The following is a 17,965-nucleotide window of genomic DNA, read 5'->3' as shown; positions in this document are numbered from 1 at the left end:
CTCTCCTCAATTCATTCGTGCAACATAACGCTGAAAGCCCGATATTTGCCCCGCAAAAACCATTCTGACAACAGGCGTAAACGCGCCGGGTGTCTCTTCTTCTGATGTCTCAAAAAGTAGTTCTTGCCTTTAGCGGAGGTCTCGATACCTCCTTCTGCGTTAAATATTTGTCCGAAGATCGGGGCATGGATGTGTACTCGGTGCTGGTCGATACGGGCGGCTTCTCGGATGCCGAACTCAAAGCCATTGAGGAACGGGCGTACTCGCTGGGCGTAAAATCCCACGTAACGATCTCGAAAACGGACGACTACTACCAACAATGCCTGAAGTTCCTGGTGTTTGGTAACGTGTTGAAAAACAATACGTATCCACTCTCCGTAAGTGCCGAACGGATTTTTCAGGCTATTGCTGCCGCCGAATACGCCCGCGAAATTGGGGCGTCGGCCATTGCGCACGGAAGTACCGGTGCCGGAAACGACCAAGTGCGTTTTGATATGGCATTTCGGATTATAGCGCCCGACGCAGAAGTCATTACGCCTATTCGTGATTTGCGCCTGTCGCGCGAAGCCGAAATTGAGTACCTGAAGGCCAAAGGCGTTGATCAGGAGTGGCACAAAGCCGCTTATTCAATTAACAAGGGCTTGTGGGGCACATCGGTTGGCGGAAAAGAAACCCTGACGTCGGATCAGTTCCTGCCCGAATCAGCCTGGCCAACCCAGATAACCAAAACGGAACCAGAGACCATTACGCTCGTCTTCCAGCACGGTGAAATTAAGGAAGTAGCCGGTGAGAAGTTCGCGAATTCAGTCGATGCGATTCGGAAAGTTACCGAGCTGGCCGGTCCGTTTGGTATTGGTCGCGATATTCACGTTGGTGACACGATCATTGGTATTAAAGGTCGGGTTGGTTTCGAAGCACCGGCCCCGTTGATCCTCATCAAAGCACACCATGCACTCGAAAAACACGTGCTGGGCAAGTGGCAGCTCTACTGGAAAGAGCAACTAGCCAACTGGTATGGTACCATGCTGCACGAAGGTCAGTTTATGGACCCCGTCATGCGAAATATTGAAACCTTCCTGGCTGATACACAAGCGCATGTTTCGGGTAAAGTACACGTGCTATTGGCTCCTTATCGGTTTCAGGTGCTCGGTATTGAGTCGGATCATGACCTAATGTCGTCGAAATTTGGTTCTTATGGCGAAATGAACAACGCCTGGACCGGAGACGACGTGCGCGGCTTCTCAAAAGTTGCCTCCAATCAGGTAATGATCTATGAGAAAATCAATAATCAATAATTAGTGATCGGTAAGCCGAGAAAATATTGTGCGCCCCGAAGCGTATCGTATCCGTTGCAGCTGCTTGATGTGGTTGTTGATACGTATGCACGCGGTTATCATAAACGGCGGGAGACTGTCGAGGGTAACGCCGATGTTCCCCGATTTTTATTCATGACGTCAGGGCATCTGGGCGATGCCCTGACGTTGTCTTATCTGTTTCCACTCATTCAACGGGCACACCCGACCTGCGTCATCGATGTGGTTGCCGGAGACTGGTGCGATCCGATCCTGGCCAACAATCCATATATCCGCCGACTAATTCACCTCAATCATGCCAACACAAACCGCCGATCAATCAGTCGGTTTGCCAAGTGGCGTGATCACATTCACACGACAAAAGCGGCTATAGAACTCTTAAAAGAGGAGTCCTACACGGCCTCGATCGATGTCCGATTCTCGGATTCGCCCATGCATTTCCTGTTGCCTTCGATTAAAGTGCAGAAAGCGGTTGGGTTCGGTTCGCGGGGATTTGGTGGTTTGCTGGATGAAGAGTTCTTTTTGCCCGACGGCGAGTTTCATCACCTGGACGTCATGCTGGCTATGCTGCGCTCCATTGGCGTACACGCCGGTTTATCGGACATCGAGCCCTACTTCAATTTCCCGAAAGCTGCCCGACTGACGGTTCGGCAGAAGTTGCCCTTCCTGGATGGTCGCCCGCTGCTGGTTCTGTTCCCGGAGAGTGGGGAAATCAGCCGGTTTTTGCCCCATAGTTTTTGGCAACAACTGGTTGGAAAGTTACTCGACGAAACCGATTTTCTGCTGGTCGGTTGTGGTCAGTTGCCGCAGACAGCCCAGTTAATGGACCAGTTGGCCGACGACTACCCCGATCGGCGCGACCGGCTTCATAAAGCGGTCAACAGCCTGTCACTGTCGGAGGTGGCGGCTTTGTCGGAACTAGCAACGATTGCCTTTACGCTGGAATCGTTACCCGCCCATTTGTGTTCCATCTTTTGTCCGACCGTTTCTTTTTTCAAAAATGGCACCGGGCTACAATTTTTTCCACTGGCGAACTACCCAGATCTAGTATTTCACAACCACCAATTCAGCCGTGATTTGACCATCGACCGACCTGGTTTTACGAGCGTTTATGTTGACCAGTTTAATGAAGATGTGTCGAATCAGGCCCTGCAATGGCTACAAATGACCGTTGCGAAGAAAGCATGACAGATAAAATCTCAGTAGGTATCATTGGGGGAGCAGGTTATACGGGTGGCGAGTTGCTACGTATCCTGATTAATCACCCATTTGTGGAGGTGTCGTTTACCCACAGCAAAAGTCAGGCGGGCAAACCGGTCTGGTCGACGCATACGGACTTACTGGGCGACACCGACCTGACCTTTTCAGGTCAGGAAGTAGGTGAGTTACTGGCTCAGGAAGGGCTGGATGCTATTTTCCTTTGTTCAGGACATGGCGCTTCGGCTACCTTTATGGCCGAGCATGAGGTCTCCGACGATATTGCCGTGATTGACCTTAGCGCTGACTTTCGCGACGAGCAGGACGATTTCGTGTATGGTCTTCCGGAACTTAATCGGGAGCGGATTCAGGAAGCGATGCGCATTGCCAACCCCGGTTGTTTTGCCAGCAGTATCCAACTGGCCCTTTTGCCCCTGGCGAAAGCCGGAAAAATTACGGCCGATGTACAGGTGAGTGCCATTACGGGCAGCACGGGAGCGGGTCAGGCACTGGTACCGACAACGGGCTTTACGTGGCGCAATAACAACGTATCGATTTATAAAGCCTTCACCCACCAGCACCTGGCCGAAATTCGACAGAGCTTAACCCAACTTGATCCCGACTTCAGTCACGCGATCAATTTTGTGCCTTACCGGGGTGATTTCACGCGCGGCATTATGGCCAACGTATATACGCCCTTTGCCGGAACTCTGGACGAAGCCAAAGCGTTGTACCGCACCTACTACGAAGCGCACCCGTTTACGCACCTTAGCGATGCGCCAGTGGATATAAAGCAGGTGGTCAATACCAACAAATGCCTCCTTCATCTGGAAGTGCACGATGGACAATTGCTGATTACGAGCGTCATTGATAACCTAACGAAAGGCGCAGCAGGCCACGCTGTTCAGAACCTGAACCTTGTTTTTGGTTTACCCGAAGACACAGGCCTACGCCTTAAATCGGTGGCTTTCTAGCCCTTGTTGGAAGCCCCTTTTTGCCACTGCTTCTGCTGAGGCAGAGCCAGAGACAGGTCCAATAAACGGATGAACTAATCCCGTGTTGGGCTTGTCTTTTTAGATATGGCAAAAAAAGAAATTCCACACGCTGCCCCTGCTGATACGAAAGATCAGGTAAGCTGGCGCGAACGCTTTGCCGCTCTGGGTAACCTGCCTGCATTTTTTAAGTTAGTCTGGGAGGTTTCGCCTGGTTTGTTTCTGGGCAACGCTGCATTGCGCCTGATTCGGGCGGCCATTCCGGCGGCAACACTTTATGTCGGCAAACTAATTATTGATCAGGTCGTTGGCCTCTCTAGGCATGCAAACGACGATACCAACTATATCTGGTGGCTCGTTGGCGCTGAATTTGGGCTGGCGGTACTGTCGACGGCCCTGGCCAGGGCTGTAGCTCTGATGGATGGGTTGCTGGGCGATCTGTTTGCCAATCAGACCTCCATCCGCCTGATGGAACATGCTGCTACGCTCGATCTGGAACAGTTTGAAGACGCTACGTTTTACGACAAACTGGAACGCGCCCGACGCCAAACTACCGGCCGAACGGTGTTATTATCTGGCGTATTCGGGCAGGTTCAGGAACTGATTTCGGTAGGTTTTCTGGCGGCTGGTCTGGCGGTCTATAATCCCTGGTTATTGCTGCTGATTCTCCTGGCGGTTACGCCATCATTTATTGGTGATAATTATTTCAACCAGCGCAGCTATTCGTTGTCCCGTTCCTGGACACCCGAACGGCGCGAACTCGACTACCTGCGCTTCATTGGGGCAAGTGACGAGACGGCTAAAGAAGTCAAGATATTTGGGTTATCCGGTTTCCTGATTGATCGGTTTCGGTCTTTGTCCTGGGAATATTATCTGAAGAATAGGGTAATCGCCATTAGTAGGGCCGGGTGGGGAACGTTACTGACGGCGCTCGGTACAGCGGGTTATTATGGGGCTTACGTCTGGATTGTGATGCGGGCCGTCAGCGGTCAGATTTCATTAGGCGACCTGACGTTTCTAGCTGGGTCGTTCCGGCAGGTGCGGGCTTCTCTGGAAGGCATTCTGCTTCAGTTCAGCAGCCTGACACAGGAAGCAATTTACCTACAGGATCTGTTCGATTACTTCGCCATCAAGCCGTTGATCCATTCGCCCAAAACAACACGCGCCTTTCCAAACCCGATTCGGGAAGGATTCGTATTCGAGAACGTCGGCTTCAAATACACAAACTCCGAACGTTGGGCGCTGCGAAACCTCTCGTTTACGCTTCAGGCGGGGGAAAAATTAGCCCTTGTTGGCGAGAATGGTGCCGGTAAAACAACCCTTGTTAAATTACTGGCCCGGCTTTATGATCCGGCGGAGGGGCGCATACTACTCGATGGGTATGATTTGCGGGAATACGACCTGATGGAGCTTCGACGTAATATCGGCGTCATTTTTCAGGATTATACGCGCTTTAAAATGTCGGCCGGAATCAATATCGCCGTTGGCGATATCGACGAACGAACCAACCAGCCGCGCATCGAAACGTCGGCGCAACGCAGTCTGGCTGACACGGTCATTGCCAAACTCGCTGGTGGTTACGACCAGCAACTTGGTCGCTCGTTTGGCAAAGGCGTTGAACTGTCCGGGGGCGAGTGGCAAAAAGTCGCCCTTGGCCGGGCCTATATGCGCGATGCTCAACTAATCATACTCGACGAACCTACGGCCGCGCTCGACGCCCGTGCCGAGTATGAAGTTTTCCAACGCTTTGGCACACTGACGGATGGTAAATCATCGGTTATTATTTCTCACCGGTTCAGCACCGTCCGAATGGCCGACCGAATTTTGGTCTTAGAAAACGGCACCCTGCTCGAAATCGGAAGCCATTATGAGCTTCTGGAGAAAGATGGCCGGTACGCCGAGCTATTTGGCTTACAGGCCAGAGGATATCAATAGACGATTGACAGATGGCGCGAGGCTGGTGCCCATTATTACTTGGCCTCTGGCCGATTTATAAAAAATCAACTATCTTGACCAGCCGGAGAATAATGGGCACGAGGCTGGAGCCTCGCGCCATCTCGCAAAACCTCTAATTGACTATGAAAACATCCATGCTCTTTTTTGTTCTGCAAGCTGTAGTGGTTAAAACCTTGGCGCAGACACCCATAATTCCTTCTGCCGACATACAGATTAAAACGGCGGTGTTGGCCGCCCCGGCCGACAAGCGCGACGGAGCTACGGTGTATGGCTATTCAGATAAAAATCAATTTATCGTGTTGCGGAAGGGAACAAATGAGCTGGTGTGTCTGGCGGATGATCCAGCGCAAAAAGGATTAAGCGTGTCGTGCTACCACCGCGATCTGGATACATTTATGGAACGGGGACGGGTGCTGAAACAGGCAGGTAAAAAACCAGCCGAAATTCTGGCCACGCGCGAGCAGGAAGTGAAAGCGAAGAAACTGACAATGCCTACGCATCCGTCAACCCTGTTTTCATATACAGCAAAAGATGAAAACTATGACATGGCTACCGGTGAGGTGAAGGATGGCTACCTGCGGTATGTGGTTTATATCCCGTATGCCACTGCCGAAAGTACGGGTTTGCCGCTGAAGCCTGAAGCACCCGGTATGCCCTGGATTATGGACCCTGGTACACACCGGGCACATATCATGATCAATCCGCCCGTATCGACCACGGCTTCTCATTAACGGACAGCCTGGTGCATACCGTTGGCGGTCGAAGCGGCAGTAGGGCAGTGGGGAGAAAAAAGAGACATCGTATCTATCAGACCACAAATGAATTGCCTGTTCATGATCCGATCTAGTCAAAAGGCACTACTGACACTCGTGGTGTATTTTCTGCTTGTTGGCTCTGGTATGGTTCGAAGTCAGGCGATTGATTACTCCCGGATTAACGCATCAGGAGGTGCTCATCGACCGGCGCTGGCACCGATAAAGTCAGATTCTACCCGGAACAATAAACCCAGCCTGCTGACAATCAAGGTTTTTTCAGGTGATATTACTCAGCCGTTAACATCGGCGGTGGCAGTTATGACATCACGCGTTACCAATCGGACAGAACGTGTTGTCATCGCCAACGGGCAGCTTACACGAATATTCGAAAAGCCTGATAACCTGACTATTGAAGTGAGTGCAGCCGGGTATAGGCCCGCCCAACGTACCATGGCAATTGCTGTGTCTCCTCAGGGTAATCGGTACGAGTTCGATGCTCAGTTGGATCGGATGACCATCAGCCTCACTATGTCAGCAGTTGACAGGAGCACGAATAAAATTATTCCCGATGTTCGCTTTACCATTAGTAGTAAAATTAGTGGTATGACATCCACGACACTCACTCCCGATGCGACCACTGGTTTGTCTAAAATAGAACTACCGAGCAAGGGTACCTATGTGGTAAGTAGTATTGCCAAAGGATATGCTGACTTTGTAAAGCCGATAAAGCTGGACAGTGCACAAAATGAAGCCCGGTTTATTTTGACCGCCAGTCCGAAACCCGAGCCTGTTAAGCCGCAATCGTTACCGGAGATTTCAGTAGTCGGTAATGCAAGCCCACCAGGTCCGCCTATTGACAGGGCCAGGCCAACGGTGCCGGTAATAAGATCAACAATAGCAGGGCCCAGTGTGGCCGTCAAACAGCCCTTTGGTGTAATTGAGAAAGGAAAGCCTGTGCGGCTAAACGATATTTATTTCGATCAGAGCAGTCCCGTGCTACGCCCGGAATCTTTTACGGAGCTGGACCAACTTTCTTCCATTCTCCTGGCCAATCCGACTATGCAAATCGAGATCCGGGGCCATACGGATAACCAGGGCGATTTTGATCTGAACGTAAAGCTCTCGCGCGACCGATGTCAGGCAATCATAGACTACCTGGTTGGGAAGGGTATTCAAAAGATACGACTGAAAGCCGTTGGCCGTGGGCCCATTGACCCGATAGCCCCCAACAATACTGAAGAGAACCGCCGGAAAAACAGGCGTGTAGAGTTTGTGGTTATCTAAACCGCACAGGCGGCCCTGCGGAATTTATGTGATTTTACTGATTCGAATGAGTAGAGCGTTGAACTTTAACGTCAAAATCACCTGAATCAATAAAATCACACAAATCCTGGGTTAGCTAATCAGGCTGTTGGCTCGGGTCCCCGGAAGGCATCTTTTTTGCTCACCGCGGGCAGTTTTACGGGCTTGCCTTCTCGTGCCGACTGATAAATAGCTTCGATAATTTTCTGATCCTGAAGACCTTCTTCGCCCGGCGTAAACGGCACTTTGTTTTCCAGCAGGCACTCCGAAAAGTGATCCATCTCCGTGGAGAAATGATCTTTGTCGGCAATTTTATGCTGGATAATCTGGTTTTCGGTCCCCTGCGCCTGACTGGTTTCCAGTTGCAAACCCGTGTATGGAAAAGCCGGGTCCATTTTAATCCAGCCTGTGTCGGCCATCACTTTGTAGTTTTTATCGTCGTGGTGACCGTAACTGGTGGCGCAACTGGCCTGGACGCCACTCGGAAACTTCATGAGCCAGTTTACCTGCTCTTCGACTTCTTTAAACCGGGGGTCATCGGGTGTGCTGTGAACGTAAGCTACAACCTCTGAGGGTTCTTCGCCAAGCACAAACCGAATTGTATTCAGGCAGTATAAGCCAACATCGGGCAAGGCGCCACCGCCCGCCAATGCTTTATTGAATCGCCAGTGCTTGGGGTTATCCGAGTTCTGGCCGTTGTTGGCAATAATGCTTTTCACTTTACCAAATTGCTCTTTCTGGACCATGTCGCGCACCATCTTGTTGTGGGGCTCATACTGAATCCGGTAAGCGATCATCAATTTGCGGTCCGCTTTTTTACACGCGTCAATCATCGCCTGACATTCCTGGGCTGTGTTGGCCATCGGTTTTTCACAGAGAATATGCTTCCCGGCCTGCGCTCCCCGGATGGTGTATTCGGCGTGCATGCCGTTGGGCAGCACGATATAAATGGCCTGTACTTCTTTATTGTCACGCAGTTTGTCGTAGTCAGCGTAGCTGTAACAACTCTCTTTTTTGATGCCGTACTGGGTGGCCACTTTCTGCATTTTTTCGGGACTGCCACTGACTAAGGCCACTACTTTCGATTTGGTACAGGCCCCGAAAGCCGGTAAAATCTGGTTGAGCGTCAAGTGACCCAGGCCCACGATTGCGTACCCTATTCGCTGATCGTCGGACATGGGCGTTGGTGTAGGTCCTTCCTGCTGTTCAGTCTTGGCCTTAATTTGTTCCAGCTCAATGGGTTTGGTTGAGTCGGCGGGCACTTCGGCCGGGGGCGATGTGGCGGGTAATTTGGGCACTGGTCCGCTCGGGGTGCTGGCTGTTGACTGGGCAGCATTAGTCGCTTCAGGCTTTTTCTCGCACGATGCCAGCGCGGTACCCAGCGCACCAACAGCCAGACTACGCCCCGTTAGTTGAAGAAAGTCCTGCCGAGACAGCGCAGCGCTCTCCATTAGGTTAGTCACTAAACGATCAATCGGTTTCATAACGTTGTTTGTTTACGTCAGAAACCGATTGTCAGAAGGGGTTGTTTACCCTATTTATTTTATTGGCGAATAATCCGTCGGTTTCATGTAAACCGACTCAACTTTGGTTGTTAGTGAGCCACCCGCTTCCTTTTCCGATGCATCTTTGGCCGCAATCCATTTGGGATCTTTCCGGAACTCTTCGAAGTGGGCTTTTCCTTCGGCTTCGCTAGGGTGTGCCAGAATGTAAACTAATTTGGGCTGTGTATTCGGGTCCTTTTCTTGCGTAACCCAGTAAGCTACATTGGTCATCCCGTGTTTGCTGAATAGTTTGATCGTATGATCGCGGAATCGGGTCAACAGATTGGGTAATTTGCCGGGTGTTGCCGTATAAGTACGCAGTTCAAACGTCCGTTCCGGCGATTTCTGGCTCACTTTGATTTTTGGAGATATATCGGCCTCGGTCATGAAAATCTGATCGACATGGTCGACCAGTTTGCCATTTGCTTCCGTCTTCGCGACAACAGCCTTCCATTCGGGATCGCTACCGAAGGCTTTCCAGGAAGCATCGCGGGCTTCCTTGCTTGGATAAGCCAGAATATAGATCAATTCTTTCCGGGATGTATCGGTAGGCGTCCAGTAGCCAATGTTTTCCATGCCGTGCTTTTCGAAAATCTTGGTTGTATACTGGCGGAAACGGTCGACAATCTCCGCGTATTTTCCTGGTGTCGGGTAGTAAATACGTACTTCATAATATTTAGAGCTTGGCGCTGATTTATCCGGCGCAGGTTTGGCGGGCGTTGATGACTCCAGATTAGGCATTGCAAATGTGGCCGTACAGAAAAGCAGGCCAATTAGAAATAGTGAATACAGTTTGTCTGTCATAATATTGTAGAGAGGAAATAACAACGTGTTTCGTACCTAGAAGAGGATAAAGTCATTTTTCTAACCTCAACGACTAAGCGAAAAAAGTTTTATTCCTATCCGTTACTATAGGAACTGACCCTGAAAAACGGCTCTCTATTACAGCCTTTATTTGGTTATGAATCTATAATTTGTCCTATTTAGCTATTAAGCCGCTGAAATACCTTATTTTTGTTGGTCATCCACCGTTTTATCCCAATTTTATACGTTATGCTGAGCCGCGTTGCCAATTCTGTTTACTGGATGCATCGATATATTGAACGGGCCGAAAATTATGCCCGTTTCATGAGCGTAAACTTCAACCTAGCCCTCGATTTGCCCCCCAATGTCGATCAGCAGTGGGAGCCGTTATTAATTGCAACGGCAGATCATGATTTATTTACCAAGTATTATAAAGACCCCACACGGGAGAATGTCATTCAGTTTATGACCTTCGACAAGCGTAATCCAAACTCCATTGTGACGTGTTTGAGTTATGCCCGGGAAAACGCCCGCACCATCCGCGAAGTCATTTCGAAGGAAATGTGGGAGCATCTGAATCAGTTTTATCTGATGGTGCGCGATACGTCGCCACAGCAGCAGTGGGGCGAAATTCAAACGCAGAATTTTTTTACGGAAATTCGTAATAGTGTCCAGCTTTTTTATGGTATCATCGACGCGACCATTACGCGTAACGAAGCCTGGCATTTTGGCCGGCTGGGCCGCTTTCTGGAACGCGCCGACAAAACCTCCCGCTTCCTGGACGTAAAATACTTCACCTTATTACCACAGATCGACGCCGTCGGATCGACCATTGATCTCATGATCTGGTCGGCGGTTCTCAAGTCAGTGAGTGCCTATAACATGCACCGGCAGCAGTATCGGTCGCTGACCCCATCGAGCATTGTCGAATTTTTGATTCTGGATAAAATGTTTCCACGGGCAGTCGCGCATTGCATCCGGCAGGCTGAGTTGTCGCTTTACGAGATTTCGGGCAACAACATGGCCAATGGGTTTGGTAACTCGGCCGAGCGGACGCTCTCGAAACTTCGGACCGAAATTGAGTTTACCGAAACCGCTGATATTTTTCAATCCGGCCTGCATCAATACCTCGATAATTTTCAGACGCGGACCAATGAAATTGGCAGCGCAATCTTCGAAACATATTTTGACCTGAAGCCGATCGAAGTGTGATAAGAGGTTAAGAACGAAGGTACTATCAGCCTTTTGGCACTAGCTCATCTCCCATATATGGCTGGAGATGAGCTAGTTCGTTTTTACATGAACGAACTCATGGCCGACTCATTGGCGAGTTCTTCGGCATGTTCTTTCCCTAAATACCGATCAATGAAGTAATGGGCAATGTAGAGCAAAGGCGTGAGCACAACGGCCGACGTGGCTTTGTAGATGTAGTTGATAATGCCAACGGCCATTACCTGCGAGAGCGACCAGTTGCCAAAAACATAAAAGGCAATACCGAGCACAACAAATGAATCAACGAGTTGAGAAACAAGGGTTGAGCCGGTTGCGCGCAGCCAGATTTGTCGATTGCCCGTGATTTTTCGGAGGGAATGAAACACGTACACATCCAGGATTTGCCCGACCAGAAAGGCGGTAAGCGAGCCAATGATAATACCCAGTCCCTGCCGGAAGATCATTTGGAAGGCATTATCAATGTTGATGGGGTTCCCGGCTGCGTCTTTTGCATTCACATCGAGCCAGAATTGCGCGGGCGGGAGGTTAGTGACGGCATAAATGATCAGGAAGCTAAAGCCAACAAATCCGGCTGTCAGAAAGGAAATGCGCCGGACGCCTGCCTTGCCAAAATACTCGTTAATAATGTCGGAGGTGATAAAAACAAATGGCCAGATCACTGCACCCGCCGTGAGGTTGAAATCGAGGATAAAATCACTGAATAGATGAATTTGGGCGGGCTTGGTGCCCAATAAGGTTTCGACCGAAAAGATTTTAACGCCAATAATTTCGGCAACGAGCGCATTGGTCAGGAACACCGCACTCAGAAAAATATAAAGGTTTGTACGCTTATTGGTAAAGGAAGAAGCCATGAAGTTTACGGTTTGTAGTTTATGGTTTACGGTTTGTGGTTTACGGTTTGTCGTCTAGGGGTTGACTACAAACCATACACGACAAACCATAAACTACAAACTTTTATTCATTTTCGCTTATATACCCCGGCGGTGGCTGTTTTTTCATACCGCAGAGACAAAGCTGGAGCGCGTTGAAACAGTTTGTCCACTACGTTTTCCCGATCAATGATATAATCGGGTGGATCTTTTCGGAAATGGTCGAACACGTTAATGACCGATTCGTAGTTGTCGAGATTTTTAAGGTCGTATTTAGCCAAATCCCAGTTCAGGTAAGGCGTTGCCAACTGATTTTGACGGTAGGCGCTCAGGTCTTCGCCAATGATCAGCACGCGTTGGTTCGTAATGTTGTCTGGTAAGGGAGAAGGGCGTACCTGCAAACTGCTTAAACGCCCAAGGCCAGCCCCCGGAATGATACCCAGCGCGCCCTGGTAAAATAACAAAAGCATTAGTGAAAAAGCACTGATAAAAATGATCTCGGCCAACCAGGCTTTACGGATATTTTCGAAGTAGTAATACGCGAAATAAGCCATGGGAGGCACAAAACTCAAAAAGACCATTGGGGCCAGAAACGGCATCAGGGCGATGGTCAACACGGCGATCAGAAACCAGATTGCCATAATTTGCTGAACACGTTGCTGAAAGTTAACGTATCGGCCGGGCCGGTTAAACAGGCTCAGAAAGCCAAGTATTCCTAAACCCAGCGGAATAAAGAGCGAAGCTAAGAGCGATTTAAAATCGGATAGCGAATACTGCCGGACCCGAAAAACCGACGACAACAGGTTTCGGTTGAAATCGTCCAGACTGTCCCAGAGGTAATAAATCAATACGATAGCCGCAAAGGGAAATAAAAAGCCAAACAGCGACAACGAATACTGCCGAAACGTAGCCCCCGTGTAAAACAGCAGCGACAGAATAGCCCACAAAATAAACAGAGCCGACGGCAGGTAGAACAGGGCCGCAATGCCAATGTAAAAGCCTACTTCAAATACTTCGTCGGTTGCACCGCGACGGTCCATCTGTTTGATGAGCGTTCCGAAGGCCAGCAGCAGGAAGCTCGTTGACATCAACACGGGCGAGAGCGTCAGGCAGTCGAACGAGAGGTGCATAAACAGCATGTAAATCAGGCCGGGCCAGAACGATCGGTCCGGGTATACATCCCGATTATTCGTCAGGTAATTGAAGTAGACAATCTGAAATATTGACACGAGTGTTGCCGCTGCATGAAGCATTAGGGGCGACCGGCCGAAGACACTATGTATTCCCCAATAAACCAGCGCCGACAACGGGCTAACGCTGTCCCAGATATCCCTGTACAACAGATAGCCCTGGCTCATTTGCTCGCCAACGATCATCCAGTTCAGTTCTGGAATCAGCAGCGGAAATGGGTGAAGTAGTAGCGGCAGGCGAATAAGGACCAGCAAGCCCATCAGACTGACGTACTGGTAGGGGAAATAAGAGTGAAAAAAACGTAGCAAAGGCTAGTGATGCAGTTATCAGTGATCAGTTTCGTAGGAACCCTTGATGACAAATAGCGGCTGTGGACGCTACTAATCGGCACCTGTTCCCGGTAAAATTACAGTCAATTTCGGCAGAACGGAAAAATGAGCGGATATTTGCAGCATAGAGGCCCGAACGAATGTAAACCATTCACCCGAATGGACCGTTCAGGTAGTACCCAAGTACCGATAGTATGGAATCGAAACGACAGCAAAAAGTATCCCGGCAGTTACAGAAAGATTTGAGCGAGATCTTTCAACGGGAAGTGCCGCATTTGTTCAATGGCGCATTTATTACCGTAACCAGTGTCCGGGTATCGCCCGATTTGAGTGTCGCACGGGTATATCTTAGCTTTTTGGCGTCTAAGAACAAGCAACTTTTGCTGGAAACGATTCAGGAGAAGGGTAAAGTAATTCGGCAGCATTTGGGCGACCGCGTCCGGCACCAGCTCCGTATTGTGCCCGAACTCAACTTCTTTCTGGACGACACGGCTGAGTATGCCGACAAGATGGATAAACTTTTCTCCGGCCTTGACATTCCACCCGCCCCGGCGGAGGACGACGAAGATAATGAGTGAGAGAGCGAATGAGTGAAAGAGCGCGTTATTTATCCGCTCTTTCACTCTTTCACTTATTCACTCTTTCACTCATTAAAAAATGAACCTCCCCGCCTGGATTGCCCGTCGGTATTTTTTCTCCCGAAAAAAACGCAGTTTCATCAGCTGGCTATCTATTTTGTCGATGCTCGGCGTGGGCGTTGGCACCATGGCGCTGGTGGTGGTACTGTCGGTATTCAATGGAATGGAAGAGTTGAACCGGCAAATTTTTAAAACCTTTGAATCCGATATGACCGTAGCCCCTAAACAGGGTAAGCGGTTTATGGCTTCGCCGACGCTGCTCGCCCAACTGCGGGCAACGCCAGGTGTTAGTTTATTGACAACCATTGCGCAGGATAATGCGCTGGCCCGTTACGGCAATGCCCAGACCGTTATCCGCCTGAAAGGCGTGGATGATAATTACGTTCAACGGCAGCAGCTTGACTCCGCCATGCTTGAAGGCAAGCTACTCTTTCGTCGGAATGGGGTTAACTATGCCATTGTTGCGGATGGCGTTCGCAATGACCTGACCATTTCGCCCGTCGATATTCTAACGCCCTTGGAGATCCTGTATCCCGAAAGTGGGCAGACATTAAGTGTCTTGAATCCCGATGCATTCAACCGCGAGGCCCTGACGGTTGCTGGTGTGTTCTTCATCGAGTCGAAGTACGACAATTTTGTACTGGCGCCAATTAGTGTGGCGCGTGCCTTATTTGGCTATAAACCAAATGAAGTAACGAGTCTGGAAATCCAGCTCCGTCCGGGTACCAACGAAGAAAAAGCCAGGCAGGCTCTGCAGGAAGTAGTCGGGAAGGACTTGGTGGTTCAAAGCCGGGATGACTTGAATGTAGACCTCTACCGAGCCATCCGCGTTGAAAAGTTATTTGTAGCCCTGACCCTTTCGTTCATCATCCTGGTGGCGTCGATCAATATTTTCTTCTCACTGTCGATGCTGGTCATCGAAAAAAAAGCCGACATCCGGATTCTGTACGCGCTGGGGGCTACGAGGCAGATGGTACGCCGGATTTTTCTGACCGAAGGCGCCATCATCGCTCTGACCGGCGCATTGGCGGGCCTGGTTCTTGGGGTCGTTATTTGTCTGGCGCAGGAAAGTTACGGCTTCATCCGTATGGGCATGGCCAGCTCAATCGTTGATGCGTATCCGGTACGGCTCGATGCCAGCGACATTGTCATGACTGGCTTGCTCAGCATTGTCGTGACGGTTCTAACGTCCTGGTTTCCTGCCCAGCGAGCCGCCAATACATTGTGAGTTTGTAGTTCGTGGTTGACTAACGCCGGAGGAACTACGAACCAAAAACTACAAACTAACCACCGTCCCTTCATCTACCGAAATTACATAGGCTTTTCCGCCCTCCCGTTTAATAGCTTCGGCGACGACTTCGGGCTGTTCGGGTGCGTAGACAAACATGCAGCCGCCCCCGCCCGATCCGTTGATCTTTCCGCCTAATGCGCCCGCCGATAAGGCTGCGTCGAGCATGCGGTCAATTTTGGGCGTCGAAATGCGTAGGGCATCCCGGAGGTTGGCCTGGTGGTCGTTCAGGAGTTGGCCAAAACGAACGTGATCAAAGGTGTTCGCTGCATCGGACGAAGACCGCAGCAGACGCAGGGCATCGCGCAGAATAGCCCGGTTAGCCAGGTTACCCTTCAGCAGAATGTACTCATCTTTCGTCAGGAAGTCTTTAAATTTGGGTGCTTCGGTAGTTTCGGATGTATCCACCGAAAAGTGAGGGTCTATCGTTTTTAAATTCTTGATGATCGCCAGCATGCCAAACTTAACCCGTTGTAGAATACCGATGGTATCTTTAGGTTCCTGCGAATCGCCGAGTACAAACGTGCCCAAGGGTGGGTTAAGCGTTTCCAGTTTAATGGCCGGCTGTGATTCCAGGTAAATAACATCACCAACAGCGGTTGAATAGTGATCCATCATACCGCCAGGTTCGCCAAATTCCAGTACTTCAGCCATGTAGCCTAGTTCGGCAAGTTGTTCAGCCGAAAGTTGACGGGGTTGATCGGCGAGTTGAGTCAGTACAGTGAGCCACGTAATGAGCAGGGCCGATGAACTCGACGTGCCGGAGTTAATGGGTATGTTACCGTGCACATCCCCTTCGATGCCCTTGCTAAAGGTAAACCCCTCTCGGAGCAGCACATTTACCGCCGAGCGGAAATAATCCCGGGTTTGGGGGTAGGGGAGCGGCTCGCCGTTGAATGGAATGTTTACGGTGCTATGAATATCCGGTAGATCGAGTCGAAAGCCCCGTTGGTCTGATTGATGAGCAGCTACCTGAATTCGGCGCGAAATAGCGGCTGCGATAACGGGTAAGCCTAGATAATCCTGATGTTCACCAAAGAGGCAAATACGACCCGGTGTAGAAACGGTTATTCTGGAACTGTTCAATGGTGGAATCAAAGCGGTAAAACGTCTAATTGATGATTTTCTGACGTGCTTCGGACAGAATGTGCTTTAGTTGTTGTACTGTATCATTACCAATCCTTATCAAATGGCATTACCAGTCTGTCTTCTTGTGGCCAACAACAGCATAGTATAGAATATAACCAAACAGAGGTAACAATAAGGCGTAGGCCATTTTGGGACTAACCGCATCGGTTAAATACCCGTGCAGGAGCGGCAGTAAAGCGCCACCCGAAATACCCATAATGAGCAGAGCCGACCCAAGTTTAGTGAATTTTCCGAGCCGGTTTAAGGCAAGAGGCCATACGGCAGGCCACATCGGCGAGATGGCAAATCCAAGTAAGGCCACGCACAAAATAGAATCAAAGCCGTCAGTCAGAATAGCGCCTGTTGTCAGAATTAACGCCAGAATTGACCCCACGCGTAGCGCCATCTGTTGCGATATAAAGCGCGGGATGGCTATAATGCCAAGAATATAGCCCCCCAGTAGCCCATACAGCGTGTAGGTCGTGAAGTACTTGGCTTCGTCGTTGGAAAAGCCAAGAGCTCGTCCGTAGTTAATAATTGTATCCCCCGCTATCACTTCCGCTCCTACGTAGCAAAACAACGCCAGAACGCCCAGAATCAGGTTTGGAAACTGCCATACGCTGGTCCGCACGGTTGCGCTAACAGGCTCATCGTCCTGCTCTTCCGACACTTCCGGAAGGTTTGAGAATCGAATCAGAATAGCCAGTACGACCAGTACGCCCGTCAGAATCATGTACGGTGTCACTACTTTTTCCAGTGTGGCCGTGCCAGAAACAGCATTGGCACCCGTTAACAGCAACCCACCAAAAATAAACTGGCTGCAAATACCCGCCAATTTGTTGGCTACTCCCAGGAAACTGATGCGTTGGGCGGCACTCTCTCGAGGACCGAGAATCGTTGCATAAGGATTTGACGCTGTTTGTAATACGGTCAGACCAATGCCAATCAGGAACAAGCCTACCAGAAAAAGCGGATAGGAGAGCGCTTTAGCCGCTGGTACGAAAATAATTGTGCCGACAGCCATGACCAGCAAACCCATCGACATGCCATTTTTGAAACCGGTCCGCTTTAACAGGGCCGATGATGGAATGGCCATCAGCGTATAGGATATGAAAAAGGCAAACGCCACCAGGTTGGAACCGACGGTGCTTAGGTTGAACGCTTGCTTAAAAAACGCAATCAATACACTATTGACCCACGTGACGAAGCCAAAAACAAAGAAAAGGGCGCCAATAATCAGCAAAGGGCCGGTATAATTTTGGGTTTTAGGCGGAGCAGTTGGTGTCATTCGCTGATAGGAGGATTAAAGGCAGGGAAAGGATTTTAAAAATTTTTACAAAGTAAAATACAGAAATCGGTTTTTAGTCTATGAAGCAATATAATGTTTGTGCTTTCCTATGAATGAAAGATGAAATAATCTTAAAAG

15 protein-coding genes are annotated in these 17,965 nt (G+C 49.9%); 9 read left to right on the top strand and 6 right to left on the bottom strand.

The features are described 5' to 3' along the window. Nucleotides 1-104 precede the first annotated feature (104 nt). The 6 genes from SD10_RS18295 (at nucleotide 105) to SD10_RS18270 (ending at nucleotide 7,497) form a co-directional block, all read left to right on the top strand. Nucleotides 105-1,295 carry an argininosuccinate synthase gene (locus SD10_RS18295; RefSeq protein WP_046575716.1) on the top strand — a complete coding sequence of 397 codons (1,191 nt, stop codon included), beginning with the start codon at nucleotides 105-107 and terminating at the stop codon, nucleotides 1,293-1,295. A 54-nt stretch (nucleotides 1,296-1,349) separates the two neighbouring features. Beyond that, nucleotides 1,350-2,501: a glycosyltransferase family 9 protein gene (locus SD10_RS18290; protein WP_227699006.1), complete on the top strand. Its 1,152-nt coding sequence runs from the start codon at nucleotides 1,350-1,352 to the stop codon at nucleotides 2,499-2,501. Beyond that, nucleotides 2,498-3,484 (top strand): N-acetyl-gamma-glutamyl-phosphate reductase, encoded by a 987-nt coding sequence (gene argC / locus SD10_RS18285; RefSeq protein WP_046575714.1) that lies wholly within the window; start codon nucleotides 2,498-2,500, stop codon nucleotides 3,482-3,484. The genes SD10_RS18290 and argC overlap by 4 nt, the downstream gene beginning before the upstream one ends. Before the next feature lie 105 nt (nucleotides 3,485-3,589). Continuing rightward, complete coding sequence (locus SD10_RS18280; RefSeq protein WP_046575713.1) at nucleotides 3,590-5,437, top strand: ABC transporter ATP-binding protein; 1,848 nt, start codon at nucleotides 3,590-3,592, stop codon at nucleotides 5,435-5,437. A gap of 143 nt (nucleotides 5,438-5,580) precedes the next feature. Beyond that, entirely contained in the window at nucleotides 5,581-6,189 is a 609-nt protein-coding gene (locus SD10_RS18275; RefSeq protein ID WP_046575711.1) for a hypothetical protein, read from the top strand. 102 nt (nucleotides 6,190-6,291) lie between these two features. Further along, complete coding sequence (locus SD10_RS18270; protein ID WP_046579750.1) at nucleotides 6,292-7,497, top strand: OmpA family protein; 1,206 nt, start codon at nucleotides 6,292-6,294, stop codon at nucleotides 7,495-7,497. Nucleotides 7,498-7,616: 119 nt separating this feature from the next. On the opposite strand, the gene SD10_RS18265 is transcribed toward SD10_RS18270, so the two are convergent. Further along, nucleotides 7,617-8,999 (bottom strand): Gfo/Idh/MocA family protein, encoded by a 1,383-nt coding sequence (locus tag SD10_RS18265; protein WP_046575710.1) that lies wholly within the window; start codon nucleotides 8,997-8,999, stop codon nucleotides 7,617-7,619. 54 nt (nucleotides 9,000-9,053) lie between these two features. Continuing rightward, the gene (locus SD10_RS18260; protein ID WP_046575708.1) at nucleotides 9,054-9,863 is read right to left on the bottom strand and encodes an NIPSNAP family protein; all 810 of its coding nucleotides are present in this window, start codon (nucleotides 9,861-9,863) and stop codon (nucleotides 9,054-9,056) included. Nucleotides 9,864-10,112: 249 nt separating this feature from the next. Between SD10_RS18260 and SD10_RS18255 the strand changes: the two genes are divergently transcribed. Further along, nucleotides 10,113-11,075, top strand: a complete 963-nt coding sequence (locus tag SD10_RS18255; RefSeq protein WP_046575707.1) for an alpha-E domain-containing protein — start codon at nucleotides 10,113-10,115, stop codon at nucleotides 11,073-11,075. A gap of 83 nt (nucleotides 11,076-11,158) precedes the next feature. Here the strand turns inward: SD10_RS18255 and SD10_RS18250 are convergent, their stop codons facing one another. Further along, a complete protein-coding gene (locus SD10_RS18250) occupies nucleotides 11,159-11,947 on the bottom strand; it encodes a queuosine precursor transporter (protein ID WP_046575705.1) in 789 nt (262 codons plus the stop codon). Nucleotides 11,948-12,054: 107 nt separating this feature from the next. Next, nucleotides 12,055-13,464, bottom strand: coding sequence for a hypothetical protein (locus SD10_RS18245; protein WP_046575703.1), 1,410 nt, complete (start codon nucleotides 13,462-13,464; stop codon nucleotides 12,055-12,057). A gap of 215 nt (nucleotides 13,465-13,679) precedes the next feature. Between SD10_RS18245 and rbfA the strand changes: the two genes are divergently transcribed. Next, nucleotides 13,680-14,063, top strand: a complete 384-nt coding sequence (rbfA, locus tag SD10_RS18240; RefSeq protein ID WP_046575702.1) for a 30S ribosome-binding factor RbfA — start codon at nucleotides 13,680-13,682, stop codon at nucleotides 14,061-14,063. Nucleotides 14,064-14,142: 79 nt separating this feature from the next. Continuing rightward, nucleotides 14,143-15,351 carry an ABC transporter permease gene (locus SD10_RS18235; RefSeq protein ID WP_046575700.1) on the top strand — a complete coding sequence of 403 codons (1,209 nt, stop codon included), beginning with the start codon at nucleotides 14,143-14,145 and terminating at the stop codon, nucleotides 15,349-15,351. A gap of 48 nt (nucleotides 15,352-15,399) precedes the next feature. Here the strand turns inward: SD10_RS18235 and SD10_RS18230 are convergent, their stop codons facing one another. Both SD10_RS18230 and SD10_RS18225 read right to left on the bottom strand, forming a co-directional pair. Continuing rightward, nucleotides 15,400-16,497, bottom strand: coding sequence for a mevalonate kinase family protein (locus tag SD10_RS18230; RefSeq protein WP_046579748.1), 1,098 nt, complete (start codon nucleotides 16,495-16,497; stop codon nucleotides 15,400-15,402). Nucleotides 16,498-16,606: 109 nt separating this feature from the next. Beyond that, nucleotides 16,607-17,827 carry a sugar MFS transporter gene (locus tag SD10_RS18225; RefSeq protein WP_046575699.1) on the bottom strand — a complete coding sequence of 407 codons (1,221 nt, stop codon included), beginning with the start codon at nucleotides 17,825-17,827 and terminating at the stop codon, nucleotides 16,607-16,609. Nucleotides 17,828-17,965: the final 138 nt, after the last annotated feature.

Origin of the sequence: Spirosoma radiotolerans (assembly GCF_000974425.1) — a bacterium.
Classification (GTDB): domain Bacteria; phylum Bacteroidota; class Bacteroidia; order Cytophagales; family Spirosomataceae; genus Spirosoma; species Spirosoma radiotolerans.
The sequence above is the reverse complement of the archived record's forward strand: the minus strand, read 5'-3'. Positions and strand labels throughout refer to the sequence as shown.

Excerpts from the sequence above, each read along its gene's own strand:
- SD10_RS18295 (WP_046575716.1), top strand. The coding sequence starts at position 105 with ATGTCTCAAAAAGTAGTTCTTGCCTTTAGCGGAGGTCTCGATACCTCC.
- SD10_RS18260 (WP_046575708.1), bottom strand. The coding sequence starts at position 9,863 with ATGACAGACAAACTGTATTCACTATTTCTAATTGGCCTGCTTTTCTGT.
- SD10_RS18250 (WP_046575705.1), bottom strand. The coding sequence starts at position 11,947 with ATGGCTTCTTCCTTTACCAATAAGCGTACAAACCTTTATATTTTTCTG.
- SD10_RS18265 (WP_046575710.1), bottom strand. The coding sequence starts at position 8,999 with ATGAAACCGATTGATCGTTTAGTGACTAACCTAATGGAGAGCGCTGCG.
- SD10_RS18275 (WP_046575711.1), top strand. The coding sequence starts at position 5,581 with ATGAAAACATCCATGCTCTTTTTTGTTCTGCAAGCTGTAGTGGTTAAA.
- SD10_RS18270 (WP_046579750.1), top strand. The coding sequence starts at position 6,292 with ATGATCCGATCTAGTCAAAAGGCACTACTGACACTCGTGGTGTATTTT.
- rbfA (WP_046575702.1), top strand. The coding sequence starts at position 13,680 with ATGGAATCGAAACGACAGCAAAAAGTATCCCGGCAGTTACAGAAAGAT.
- argC (WP_046575714.1), top strand. The coding sequence starts at position 2,498 with ATGACAGATAAAATCTCAGTAGGTATCATTGGGGGAGCAGGTTATACG.
- SD10_RS18255 (WP_046575707.1), top strand. The coding sequence starts at position 10,113 with ATGCTGAGCCGCGTTGCCAATTCTGTTTACTGGATGCATCGATATATT.
- SD10_RS18235 (WP_046575700.1), top strand. The coding sequence starts at position 14,143 with ATGAACCTCCCCGCCTGGATTGCCCGTCGGTATTTTTTCTCCCGAAAA.
- SD10_RS18280 (WP_046575713.1), top strand. The coding sequence starts at position 3,590 with ATGGCAAAAAAAGAAATTCCACACGCTGCCCCTGCTGATACGAAAGAT.
- SD10_RS18225 (WP_046575699.1), bottom strand. The coding sequence starts at position 17,827 with ATGACACCAACTGCTCCGCCTAAAACCCAAAATTATACCGGCCCTTTG.